The sequence below is a fragment of the Streptomyces sp. NPDC047043 genome (assembly GCF_040644055.1).
Classification (GTDB): Bacteria; Actinomycetota; Actinomycetes; order Streptomycetales; family Streptomycetaceae; genus Streptomyces.
This window is the reverse complement of sequence record NZ_JBEYVO010000013.1, coordinates 141115-153492: the sequence shown is the minus strand read 5'-3', so window position 1 is coordinate 153492 and position 12378 is coordinate 141115. Positions and strand designations below refer to the sequence as shown.

The window sequence follows — 12378 nt, the reverse complement described above, 5'->3', positions numbered from 1 at the left end:
TTCAAAAGGAGAACGTCTCACACGAAGTCGCCGTTCATGAAAACGGACAACGCACAGGAAACCCATGGGAGGCATGGTAGGAACCGGGTTAATCGGACCGCTCAAACGGGATGTTCGACTCTTTCCCCCCTGCTTGGAGCTGCGCAGGTGTTCAGGGAATTTCATAGGTGAGAGACAGGTTAAGGCGTTTCTCATATGCGCCTCACAAGAAGGCTGCTTTCGATCACATAAAGACTGCCTAATGTCCGGGGAATGCATTCCGAGCCTGCCATCGAAAACCGAGCGACCGACCGCGGTCGCCGCCGCAAACGCGGCAACGGCTCCGTCGAGGGGCCCGTGTTCGTCGACAACTCCGGCCGCCGCTCCAAGCTGCTGCGCCGCCTCGGCCTCCTCGTCGGCGTCCTCTGCCTCGGCTACGCCGTCATCCTCGGCCTGGCCTTCATGGGCATCGGCACATCGGTCACCCCGTCCTCGCTGCTGCCCTTCGGCGGCGGCCGGTCGGGCCCCGGCAACGGCAACGCGCCCGGCGGCGAGAGGCCGCAGGGCGGCATCGGCAACCAGGTCGGCCGGCCCAGCGGCGCCCCCTCCGCGCTGCCCTCGGGCACCCCCACCCCGTCCACGTCCGCGTCCGTCGCGGCCGCCAACTGACCGGAACGCAGACCGACATGACCACGACGACGTCCCAACGGGGCCGACGGCGTGCCCCCACCCGTATCGAACGGGCGGCGGGCAAGGCCGCGGCGCTGCAGAAACCGCGCGTCATCCTCGCCCTGCTGCTCCTGCTCGCGCTGACCAGCATCATGCTGCTGGACGGCTATCTGCGCGCGGAGGTCGGCGGCGACCAGAGGGTGCGCGACGGGGCCAGCTCCAGCGAGGTGCCCGACAAGATCCTGAACGGCGGCCCGATCCTGACCTTCCGGGGCGGGCAGGCCCAGACGATCTCGGTACCGAACAAGACCATCGCCCTCACCTTCGACGACGGCCCGAACCCCACCTGGACCCCGCAGGTCCTCGAGATCCTCCAGAAGTACGACGTGCCCGGCACGTTCTTCCTGGTCGGCTCCATGGTCTCGCGCTATCCGAGCATCGTGAAGAACATGGTCGAGCAGGGCAACGAGGTGGGCATCCACACCTTCACGCACGTCGACCTGTCGTACCAGAGCGACGCCCGCATCACGCGCGAGATGACGCAGACCCAGCTGGCGCTCGCGGGCGCGGCGGGCATCACGACCACGCTGTTCCGGGCGCCGTACTCCTCGGAGACGGACGCCATCGACAACTACAGCTGGCCCGTCTACAAGACGCTCGGCAAGGACGGCTACACCAGCGTCTTCGTCGACACCGACAGCGACGACTGGAAGCGGCCGGGCGTCTCGAAGATCGTCAGCTGGGCCACGCCGAAGAAGAACAAGGGCGCGTCGGTCCTCTTCCACGACGCGGGCGGCGAGCGCTCGCAGACGATCAAGGCGCTGCCCAAGTACATCGAGAAGATGCGGGCGAAGGGCTACACCTTCACCACCATCAGCGGCGTCATCGAGAAGGAGAACGCGAGCAGCCGGCAGTCGTCGGGTCAGCAGACCGGTGCCCCTGCGGGAACCGGCGCCGCGGGTGCCACGGGAGAGCAGCCGGGCGGCGTTCCAGGCGGGCAGAGCACGCCGGGTGGTTCGGCGAGCGGCAGCGGCTCGGCCAACAGCAGCAGTTCGGCGCGCGGCAACCTCCAGGCCGCCCACCGCACGGCGACCGGCACGACCCTGTACGAGGGCAAGGCGCTCGTCGCGGCCGTCGCCGTCGCCGAATGGACCGTGCCCGTGCTGTCGGTGGGCCTGATCATCGTGGGCGTGGCCGTCATGGGGCGGTTCGGGATGATGCTGGTCCTCGCCCGGCGGCACTACAGACAGCGCAACAGACGCCGGTTCAGCTGGGGGCCGCCGGTCACCACCCCGGTGAGCGTGATCGTCCCGGCGTACAACGAGAAGGAGTGCATCGCCAACACTCTCAAGTCGCTGGCGCAGAGCACTCATCCGATCGAGATCATCGTGGTCGACGACGGGTCCACGGACGGCACGTCCGAGATCGCGCGCAACGCCGCCCACGAACTCGGTATGAACAATGTCCGCGTCATCCGGCAGGAGAACGCGGGCAAGCCCGCCGCCCTCAACAACGGTGTGCGCAGCGCCAGTTACGACATCGTCGTGATGATGGACGGCGACACCGTCTTCGAGGCGGACACCGTACGGCAGCTCGTGCAGCCCTTCGCCGACCCCGAGGTCGGCGCGGTCGCCGGCAATGCCAAGGTCGGCAACCGGAACACGATGATCGGCGCCTGGCAGCACATCGAGTACGTGATGGGCTTCAACCTCGACCGCCGGATGTACGACCTGCTGCGCTGCATGCCCACCATCCCGGGCGCGATCGGCGCGTTCCGCCGCGACGCGGTGCTCCAGGTCGGCGGCATGAGCGAGGACACCCTCGCCGAGGACACCGACATCACCATCGCCATGCACCGCGCGGGCTGGCGGGTCGTCTACCAGGAGCACGCCAAGGCCTGGACGGAGGCGCCGGGGTCGCTCAAGCAGCTGTGGTCCCAGCGCTACCGGTGGTCGTACGGCACCATGCAGGCGCTCTGGAAGCACCGTAAGTCCCTTACGGACAAGGGGCCTTCGGGCCGCTTCGGCCGCGTGGGCATGCCGCTGGTCGTCATCTTCCAGATCGTCACGCCGGTCTTCGCACCGCTCATCGACGTGTTCACCGCGTATTCGATGATCTTCGTCGACTTCACGGCGGCGCTGCTGGCGTGGCTTGCGGTGCTGGGAGTGCAGCTGCTGTGCGCGGCGTACTCCTTCCGACTGGACCGCGAGAAGTACCGGTACCTGCTGATGATGCCGCTGCAGCAGCTGGCCTACCGCCAGATGATGTACCTCGTCCTCATCCACTCCTGCATCACGGCCCTCACGGGCGGCCGCCTGCGCTGGCAGAAGCTGAAGCGGACCGGTGAGGTCGGAACGCCGGCGGGGGTGAGCTGAGATGGGTTCGCATCGCAAGGGTTCCGTGCGAACGGCCGAACTACTGGTCGACACGGCCCAGTTGCCGCAGGCGGACTCCCCGCCCCGGCCCAGGGCCGCTGCCGGTCGCGACCGCTACTTCGACACCCTCCGTGCCGTCGCGCTCATCCGGGTCGTCACGTACCACACCTTCGGCTGGGCCTGGGCCGGCATGGTCTTCCCCTCCATGGGCGTCATGTTCGGCCTCGCCGGCACGCTCATGGCGAAGTCCCTGGAGCGCCCCGCACCCAGGGTGCTGAAGAGCCGCCTGCGCCGTCTCCTGCCCCCGTTCTGGTTCTGGGGCGTCTTCGTGGTCCTCGCGATGCTGATCCACGACTGGATGCCGGGCTGGCAGATCGTCTACTGGATCGTGCCGCTCGGCGATCCGCCGGGCAACGCATGGGGCGAGCAGGCCTGGGAGATCCTCTGGTACCTGCGCACCTACCTGTGGTTCGTCCTCCTGTCCCCGCTTCTGCTACGGGTGTTCCGGCTCGCCCCGATCCCCGTGCTGGTCCTGTCCCTGGCACCGATCCTCGTCCTGAACTTCGTGTGGTCGGGCCCGGACAACCGCTTCGGCAGCGCCCTGTGGGACCTGTCGACGTACCTCTTCTGCTGGATCCTCGGCTTCGCGCACCGCGACGGCGTGCTCCAGCGGATGAAGCCGGCCCTGGTCGTCGTCCTCTCGCTCGCCGCGACGGGGTACGGCGGCTGGTACGCCTTCTCGCACCAGGCCGACTTCGGGACGTACGACCTCGACGAGAACCCGCTCGCCCAGGCCTTCTGGTCCGCCGGGTTCGTGATGCTGCTGATGTGGGCGAAGGCGTACTTCCGGATCGACTTCGCCCGGCTCACCCGCTTCCGGCGCACCGACCGCCTGGTCACGATCTTCAACGCACGTGCCGTGACGATCTACCTCTGGCACGAGATCGCACTGGTCCTGGCCGTCCCGCTGATCGACCGCTTCTGGGACGTGCCCGCGTTCGAGAAGTACCTGCCGCTGGACAGCCAGTGGTTCATGTTCGGCATCGGCTGGGTCCTGATCGCGGTGTTCGTCCTGCTGTGCGGCTGGGTGGAGGACGTGGCGGCGAAGAAGAAGCCGAAGCTCCTCCCCTGAGCGGGCGGCAGCGGCCGTACTGCAAGAATGGCCGGGTGACCCGCGCTTCCCTGAACAAGCAGCCGCACGAAGTCGCCTCGATGTTCGACGACGTGGCGGAACGGTACGACCTGACGAACGACGTGCTGTCGCTCGGCCAGGACCGGGTGTGGCGCAAGGAGGTCGCCCGGGCGGTCGACGCCCGGCCCGCGCAGAAGATCCTGGACCTGGCCGCCGGCACGGCGACCTCGTCGCTGCCGTTCGCGCGCTCGGGCGCGTACGTCGTCCCCTGCGACTTCTCGCTCGGCATGCTCCAGGTCGGCAAGAAGAAGCACCCCTGGCTGCCGCTGACCGCGGGCGACGCGACGAAGCTGCCGTTCAAGGACGACACCTTCGACGCCGTCACGATCTCCTTCGGGCTGCGCAACGTGCAGGACTTCGACACGGCCCTGCGCGAGATGCACCGGGTGACCAAGCCCGGCGGCCGGGTGGTGATCTGCGAGTTCTCGCACCCGACCTGGGCGCCCTTCCGCACGGTCTACACCGAGTACCTGATGCGAGCCCTGCCGCCGGTCGCCCGCGCGGTCTCCTCCAACCCGGAGGCCTACGTCTACCTCGCCGAGTCCATCCGCGCCTGGCCGGACCAGCCCGCGCTGGCCGAGCACCTGCAGAAGGCCGGCTGGTCGAAGGTGGCCTGGCGCAACCTCACGGGCGGGGTCGTGACCCTGCACCGCGGGTTCAAGAAGGCCTGAGCCGCCGCCTCACATCGCGCACCGGGTCACCTCGAACTCGTCTCCCGGCTCGTCGATCTCGCGCTGCAGTCCGCCGCCCGACGGCCTGGGGATGCGCGGCTCCCGAACGCCTCCGCCGCCCTCTCCCTCGCCGAAGTCGAACCACACGTAGACAACGGAGTCCCGCGGCACCTCGGCATTGGGCTGCGGGTACTGCCGTACGACGTACTCGACCACGGTCTGGTGGAAGTCGGGCCGGTCCGGAGCGTTGACGAACAGGCCACTCGCCTCGGCCGTCTTGCGCGCGTCCATGGCCATCAGGCCGACCAGCCGTGGCACACGCACTTCGGGTGTTTTGGGTGTTATACGCACAGATGTCACCCCCAGCGGTACTGGAAGGGTAACCGCCCGGGGGTGTCGTCCGGAAGCGCCAAGTGTCTTTCTGTAGCAGTCGTTTACTCTGCGTGACCGCTGTGCAGATCGAGCCGGAAACAGAGCGCGTCCTCTTCGAACCGAGGGTGCCGGAAGGTCTGTGCCAGCTCCATTCCGAGGCGCCGGGTGACCGCGACGGACCGCTCGTTCCCGGGCCTGACCATCGCCACGACGCTGCGGACGCCCGCCGCCCTCAGCCGTTCCAGCGTCATCTGCGCGGCGGTGGTGGCGTAGCCCTTGCCCCAGAACTCCCGTCCGATCCGCCAGCCGATCTCGATCTCGCCGGCGGGGCCCCACTCCTGCGGCCACGGCTGGGCGCCCGTGAAGCCGATGACCCGCCCGGTCTCGTCGACCATGGTCCACAGGCAGAAGCCCAGCTCCGCGTCGTGCCGGCGCTGGCGGGCGGTGAGCTCCTCGTAGACGGAGAGCTCGGCGGACTTGCCGCCGTGGAACTCCATGACGTCCGGGTCGTCGAAGATCCGGTGCCAGGCGACGGCGTCCTCGTCGGTGGGGACGCGCAGCCGTACTACGGGGAGAGCTCGGTTCACTGGGCAGCCCTTCAGCCGGGTGATCAATTCTGCTGAATAGACTGCCTGTGTCCAGTGCCGGTCGGCACGCAGATTTCGAACTTGGGGAGATCCCGCCGTGACCGTCGAGACCGAGCCCCACTCCGAGCGCGCCTCCGATCCCTTCTCCGAGAACACCGCCGATGTGATCGTCGTGGGCGCGGGCCCGGCCGGCTCCACGACGGCGTACCACCTCGCCAAGGCCGGCCTCGACGTCCTCCTGCTGGAGAAGACCGAGTTCCCGCGCGAGAAGGTCTGCGGCGACGGCCTGACGCCGCGCGCGGTCAAGCAGCTCGTCGCGATGGGCATCGACGTCTCCGAGGAGGCGGGCTGGCTGCGCAACAAGGGCCTGCGCATCATCGGCGGCGGCGTTCGCCTCCAGCTGGACTGGCCGGATCTCGCCTCCTTCCCGGACTACGGCCTCGTCCGCAAGCGCGACGACTTCGACGAACAGCTTGCCCGCAACGCCCAGAAGGCGGGCGCCCGGCTCTTCGAGCGCTGCAACGTCGGCACCCCGATCGTCGACGACCGCACCGGCCGCATCACCGGCGTCCACGCCAAGCTGGGCGAGGAGAAGCGCGAGGTCACCTTCCACGCGCCCCTGGTGGTGGCGGCCGACGGCAACTCCACCCGCCTTTCGCTGGCCATGGGCCTGCACCGCCGCGAGGACCGCCCGATGGGCGTCGCGGTCCGCACGTACTTCGAGTCGCCCCGCCACGAGGACGACTACCTGGAGTCCTGGCTGGAGCTCTGGGACCGCCGCGGCCCCGGCGAGGACCGCCTCCTGCCCGGCTACGGCTGGATCTTCGGCATGGGCGACGGCACCTCGAACGTCGGCCTGGGCGTCCTGAACACCTCGGACTCCTTCAAGGAGCTGGACTGGCGCGAGGTCCTGAAGGCCTGGTGCGCGTCCATGCCGGAGGACTGGGGCTACACCCCGGAGAACATGACCGGGCCGATCCGCGGCGCGGCCCTCCCCATGGCCTTCAACCGCCAGCCCCACTACACCAAGGGCCTGCTCCTGGTCGGCGACGCCGGCGGCCTGGTGAACCCGTTCAACGGCGAGGGCATCGCCTACGCGATGGAGTCCGGCCAGATCGCCGCCGACGTCATCGTCCAGGCCCACGCCCGCCCGACGCCCGCGAGCCGCGAACTCGCCCTGCAGCGCTACCCGCGCGTCCTGAAGGACACCTACGGCGGCTACTACACGCTGGGCCGCGCCTTCGTGAAGCTCATCGGCAACCCGAGGGTCATGAAGATCGCGACCCAGCGTGGTCTGACGCACCCCGTGCTCATGAAGTTCACCCTGAAGATGCTGGCCAACCTCACCGACCCGACGGGCGGCGACGCGATGGACCGCATCATCAACGGCCTGAGCAAGGTGGCGCCGAAGGCCTGACCTGCCGTGCAGGGCGGCTCCCGGGTGCGTGGTCACTTCACGCGTCGACGGCCACCGTGCCCCGCAGCGTCGTCCGCTCCGGCTTCCGCCCGGACGTCGCCCGGCGTCCGAACACCGACGGCCGGGCGCCGGCCCGTCGGGCACCGGACGCCTCGGCCCTGCCACCGGGGCCCGGAGCGCCACGGCGGCCCCTGCTCACCGTGGCCTCCGAACGGGCGGCGATCGCCGGGCTGCTCGTCGCCTTCGTCGCCCTCCTCAAGAGCCGACGCCGGCGGGGCGAGCCCGGCAGACGGCTGGGGCCTGTCCGGCGGATCAGCTCGGCGTCGCGGGCCCTGGCACGCCCTCCCCCACTCCTTGAAGGCGTGGGGGACCCCCAGCGGCGTTGTCGTCGGTCTCCTCTCGGCTTCGCCCGAGCGGGAGGGGCCCCCATCGCTCCGCGTCGACTGCCTCCTCCGCCCTGCAGCTGCACGCTCCCCCACTCTCGGCTTTGCTCGAGCGGGGGACCCCCATGACCCCGCTCGGCGCGGCCAAGAAGCACCGTCTCTTGCAGCCGACCCGATCCGCCGGACAGCCCCTAGCTGCCGAGCGCCTGCAAGTTGGCCGCCCGGCGCGCGAACACCTCGTCGCGCCGGTCCGCCACCTGCCGGAGCGCGTCCTTGCGCTCCCGCTTGGAGAGCCGGTCCAGATAGACGTGGCCGTTCACATGGTCCGTCTCGTGCTCCAGGCACCGGGCGAAGTACCCCGTGCCCTCGATGACGACCGCCTCGCCGTCCTTGTCGAACCCGCGCACCACGGCCCGGTCCGGACGCGGTACGTCCATCACGGCGCCCGGCACCGACAGGCACCCCTCCCCCTCGTCGAGCAGCCGGCGCCCGGCGGGTTCGAGGGCGTCGAGGACCGGGTTGACGATGTGCCCGACGTGCCGGACCCCGTCGTCGTCCGGACAGTCGTACACGAACAGCCGCAGATCGACGCCGACTTGGTTCGCCGCGAGCCCCGCTCCCTCGGCGATGTACATCGTCAGGAACATGTCGTCGATCAGGGCGGCGAGATCCGGCCCGAACTCGGTCACGTCCCGGCACGGCTTGTGCAGAACCTCTTCACCGACCTCGGTCACGCGCCGCACCTTCCCGCGCCGGGCCTCGGGCGCGAGCGGCGGATACGAGTCGACGGGCCTGCCTTGCACGAACACGCTCGGCATGACTGTTTCTCCTGTCTTGTGAGGATGCTGTGGCCGGGCGGGAAACCGGCTTCCGGCCTCGGGAGCCTCTCCCTACCCTCCGTTACTCATGACAACAGAACACGCGCAGCAGCCCCAGCAGCAGACCGGCCACACCCGCAGACGGTTCCTGGCGGGAGCCGGGGGAGCGGCCGGCGCCCTCGCCTTATGGCCCGCCGGCCGCGCAACCGCCGCCACCGGCAAGCGCGTCGCCGTTCTCGGCGGCGGAGTCTCCGGCCTCAGCGCCGCCCAGGAACTCGCCGAACGCGGCTACGCCGTCACCGTCTACGAGTACTACGACATCCTCGGCGGCAAGGCCCGCTCGATGGATGTCCCGGGCACGGCGAGCGGCGGCCGTGAGCCCCTCCCCGGCGAGCACGGCTTCCGGTTCTTCCCCGGTTTCTACCGGAACCTCCCGGACACGCTGCGCCGCATCCCCTTTCCCGGCAACGCGGGCGGTGTACGCGACAACCTCCGAAACGCCACCGAGGAGTTGTTCGCCCGCAGCTCCGGCCGCCCGGATCTGCACTTCCCCCTCCGCCGGGCCACCACCCCGCCGGCCCCCGGCGACATCACCCCGTCGTGGATACGCGACCAGATCCTCTCCGTACTGGACCTGGCCACCCACCTCCCCGCCCACGAGGCCGCCTACTTCGCCGACCGCCTCCTGGTCCACCTCACCAGCTGCGACGCCCGCCGTGAGGACCAGTGGGAGAAGACGTCCTGGTGGGACTTCATCCGCGCCGAGGAGATGAGCGCGGAGTACCAGACCCTCCTCGGCATCGGCCAGACCCGCAACCTCGTCGCCACGCGCGCGGAGGTCGCCTCCACCCGCACCGTCGGCCGCATCATCATCGAGGCCCTGATCCTGTGGGGCCTGCTCGGCCGCGGCCTGGACGGCCCCGACGCCGACATCGACCGCGTCCTCAACGCCCCCACCAGCGAGGCCTGGATCGACCCCTGGGAGACCCACCTGCGCTCCCTCGGCGTCGAGTTCGTCCTCGGCACCCAGGTCAGGGAGGTTCTCTACGAGGCGGGGCGCATCTCCGGCGTACACGTATCCGCCCGCGACGGCGGCCAGGACCGCACGGTCACCGCCGACCACTACGTCTCCGCACTCCCCGTCGAGCACGCACGCGTGACCTGGGGCCCGTCCCTGCGCGCGGCCGACCCGCAGCTCGGCCGCTGCGACAAGCTGCAGACGGACTGGATGACCGGCGTGATGTTCTACCTGCGCACGCCCACCCCCGTCGTGCACGGCCACATCAACTGCCTCGACTCGCCCTGGTCGGTGACGGGCATCGGACAGGCCCAGTTCTGGGACGTAAGGGACTTCTCACGCGACTACGGCGACGGACAGGCCCACGACTGCCTGTCCGCGATCATCTCCGAATGGGACAAGCCCGGCATCCTGTACGGGAAGACGGCCAAGGAGTGCACCAAGGACGAGATCGTCGCCGAACTCTGGGCCCAGCTGAAGGACGGCCTCAACGACGCCGGCAAGACGACCCTCAGGGACGAGGACCGCCTCGGCTGGTTCATGGACCCGGCGGTGACGGGCCTCGGCGGCCCGAACCCGCAGAACCGTGAACAGCTCCTCATCCACCCCACGGGCACGCTCTACAACCGCCCTTCGGCGCGCACGGCGGTCCCGAACTTCTTCCTCGCCGGCGACTACGTCCGCACCGATGTGGACCTGGCGACGATGGAAGGCGCCAACGAGGCGGCACGACGTGCCGTCAACGCCCTCCTCGACGCGGACAATTCGGACGCCGAGCGGTGTGAGATCCGGGAGCTGTACCGGCCGCCCGAGATGGAACCCCTCAAGCGCGTCGACGAGGTGCGCTACAAGCTGGGCCTGCCCAACGCCTTCGACCTGGGGTAGCCCTCAGGGTGTGCCGGAAGGGCCGCTGCCCCCGAGCGGCTGCGGCCCTTCCGTGCGTCTGTGGTGCCGGGTTGTGTCAGAGCACCCGCACCGCGCCGGTCGGCGGGTCGTAGGACAGCGGCTTCTCGACGACACCGGTCGACGGGTTCTGCGCGCCGACGAACATGCCGTCACCCACGTACAGCGCCACGTGGTACGCGCTGCCCGCACTGCCCCAGTAGAGGATGTCGCCCGGCTGCAGGTTGCTCAGCGAGACCTGGGTGCCGGCCGTCGACTGGTCCTGCGAGACGCGCGGCAGGCTGATGCCGACCTGCTTGAAGGCGGTCTGCATGAGACCCGAGCAGTCCCAGGAGTTGGGGCCGGTGCCGCCGGAGACGTAGGCGTCACCGACCTGGGCCTTCACGAAGGCGATGAGCGCGGCGGCCGAACCGGTGGCCGTCGACGAACTCGACGAGGCGGTCGACGTCGTGGAGGCGGCGAGGGTGGTCCGCTCGGAGCTGCGGGAAGCAGCCTGCTCGGCGGCGGCCTTGCGGGCGGCCTCGGCCTTCTTCTTGGCCTCGGCCTTCTTCTTCGCCTCTGCGAGGTCCGCCTTGGCCTGCTTCGCGGCCTTTGCGGCGGCTGCGTCACGCTCGGCCTGCAGCTGGTAGTTCGCGGCAGCCTGCTGTGTGGCGTCCGCGGACTGGGCGACCTGAGCGGCCAGGTCGGCCGTCAGGGTGGGCAGTTGGAGGGTCTGCGTGGTCTCGGCGGCGCTCGCCGAGGCCGACGCGCCCGCCGCAGCCATGCTGAGGACGCCACCGGCAACTCCGGCGCGCACGGCGATGGAAGTCGTCGCGCTCCGGCGGGGTTTCCGGTGGCTGCGTATGTGAGCGGTGTGGGACATGAGAACAACCGGTATCAGGGGCTCCTCCATACCTTCAAGAAACGTGTGGTGCGCCACAGTTGTTCAGTCGAGGCCCCAAATCCCCGGCGTGGAGTTCTTTATTGACGCCGTAACGGACATTGCGGACGCAGCCCTTCAGGCCCGTGATCACGGTCTTTCGTCGGTACGCCCGAATTGCCCTCCGCCTACCATCGGTTGGGACAGTTGGCCAAGCCCCGTTCTCAGGCGCCTCTCATGGATGTGGCGGAGGTCACGCAACGGTCACAGGGGAAGCTGCGTCTCGCGTAAAGATCACGACCGGATTGCGACCCGGTCACGGCCCGGCCCCGCTCGTGAACGCGTGCACGCGTCCACATCGCACTGCGCCCCTCCCTCTGATGTGTGAACGCGGTGCACTATCAGGACATCTCGTCCAGCACCAATTTGCATGCAAGGGAAGTCTCTTGATATGGAGACGCCCCTCTCGAGCTGCGCCGACGAGCGAAAGTGTCACCTCTGGTGATCACCTTGACGCTTCAGGTACGAAGATCACCGCTCATCCGACTTCATGATCCTTCGTCAGGTGGTGGAGATCACAAAGCTTGTGTAATACCCCGTGTCGCAGATCACAGAGCGGCGGGCATAAGATGCGAGGCAGTTGGGCTTGTGACCTGCTTCACATGTTCTCGATCTTCGCCGGGACGGGCGGGGTTGGAGAAACGTATGAGGTCGGTGTGAGTCCAACGCCATCGCCAGCAGTCAGTGCCGACTGAGAGGAGCGAGGAGCGGTGAACGCGTATGCGCCCATCCTCGTACTGGGAGCCCTCGGGGCAGGCTTTGCGATCTTCTCCGTGGTCATGGCCACGCTGATCGGTCCGAAGCGATACAACCGGGCCAAGCTCGAGGCCTACGAGTGCGGGATCGAGCCGACCCCCACGCCGGCCGGCGGCGGGCGCTTCCCCATCAAGTACTACCTGACGGCGATGCTCTTCATCGTCTTCGACATCGAGATCGTCTTCCTCTACCCCTGGGCCGTCACCTTCGACGCCCTGGGGATTTTCGGGCTCGTGGAGATGCTGCTCTTCGTGCTCACCGTCTTCGTCGCGTACGCGTACGTATGGCGGCGCGGCGGCCTGGAATGGGACTGAGGGGC

The 12378-nt window shown here is 68.9% G+C and carries 11 protein-coding genes; 7 read left to right on the top strand and 4 right to left on the bottom strand.

What is annotated here, in order from left to right; translation table 11 throughout:
• Positions 1-252 precede the first annotated feature (252 nt).
• Genes ABZ880_RS21870 through ABZ880_RS21855 form a run of 4 tightly spaced genes read left to right on the top strand, consistent with a single transcriptional unit; the run spans position 253 to position 4886 of the window.
• Positions 253-648, top strand: a complete 396-nt coding sequence (locus ABZ880_RS21870) for a hypothetical protein (protein ID WP_361265343.1) — start codon at positions 253-255, stop codon at positions 646-648.
• Between the two features lie 17 nt (positions 649-665).
• Positions 666-3023: a glycosyltransferase gene (locus ABZ880_RS21865; RefSeq protein ID WP_361265340.1), complete on the top strand. Its 2358-nt coding sequence runs from the start codon at positions 666-668 to the stop codon at positions 3021-3023.
• A gap of 1 nt (position 3024) precedes the next feature.
• Positions 3025-4155 carry an acyltransferase gene (locus ABZ880_RS21860; RefSeq protein ID WP_361265337.1) on the top strand — a complete coding sequence of 377 codons (1131 nt, stop codon included), beginning with the start codon at positions 3025-3027 and terminating at the stop codon, positions 4153-4155.
• Positions 4156-4190: 35 nt separating this feature from the next.
• On the top strand, positions 4191-4886 hold the full coding sequence (locus ABZ880_RS21855) for a demethylmenaquinone methyltransferase (RefSeq protein WP_361265333.1): 696 nt from the start codon (positions 4191-4193) through the stop codon (positions 4884-4886).
• Positions 4887-4895: 9 nt separating this feature from the next.
• On the opposite strand, the gene ABZ880_RS21850 is transcribed toward ABZ880_RS21855, so the two are convergent.
• Positions 4896-5210 carry a PASTA domain-containing protein gene (locus ABZ880_RS21850; RefSeq protein WP_361265330.1) on the bottom strand — a complete coding sequence of 105 codons (315 nt, stop codon included), beginning with the start codon at positions 5208-5210 and terminating at the stop codon, positions 4896-4898.
• 110 nt (positions 5211-5320) lie between these two features.
• The gene (locus tag ABZ880_RS21845) at positions 5321-5845 is read right to left on the bottom strand and encodes a GNAT family N-acetyltransferase (protein WP_361265327.1); all 525 of its coding nucleotides are present in this window, start codon (positions 5843-5845) and stop codon (positions 5321-5323) included.
• Positions 5846-5942: 97 nt separating this feature from the next.
• Between ABZ880_RS21845 and ABZ880_RS21840 the strand changes: the two genes are divergently transcribed.
• A complete protein-coding gene (locus ABZ880_RS21840; RefSeq protein ID WP_361265324.1) occupies positions 5943-7262 on the top strand; it encodes a geranylgeranyl reductase family protein in 1320 nt (439 codons plus the stop codon).
• A 574-nt stretch (positions 7263-7836) separates the two neighbouring features.
• On the opposite strand, the gene def is transcribed toward ABZ880_RS21840, so the two are convergent.
• Positions 7837-8463 carry a peptide deformylase gene (gene def, locus ABZ880_RS21835; protein WP_361265321.1) on the bottom strand — a complete coding sequence of 209 codons (627 nt, stop codon included), beginning with the start codon at positions 8461-8463 and terminating at the stop codon, positions 7837-7839.
• A gap of 88 nt (positions 8464-8551) precedes the next feature.
• Between def and ABZ880_RS21830 the strand changes: the two genes are divergently transcribed.
• Positions 8552-10366, top strand: a complete 1815-nt coding sequence (locus ABZ880_RS21830; protein WP_361265318.1) for an FAD-dependent oxidoreductase — start codon at positions 8552-8554, stop codon at positions 10364-10366.
• A 76-nt stretch (positions 10367-10442) separates the two neighbouring features.
• Here the strand turns inward: ABZ880_RS21830 and ABZ880_RS21825 are convergent, their stop codons facing one another.
• A complete protein-coding gene (locus ABZ880_RS21825; protein WP_361265315.1) occupies positions 10443-11246 on the bottom strand; it encodes a C40 family peptidase in 804 nt (267 codons plus the stop codon).
• Positions 11247-12013: 767 nt separating this feature from the next.
• Here ABZ880_RS21825 and ABZ880_RS21820 point away from each other — a divergent pair.
• Positions 12014-12373: an NADH-quinone oxidoreductase subunit A gene (locus tag ABZ880_RS21820; protein ID WP_003992243.1), complete on the top strand. Its 360-nt coding sequence runs from the start codon at positions 12014-12016 to the stop codon at positions 12371-12373.
• Positions 12374-12378 lie beyond the last annotated feature (5 nt).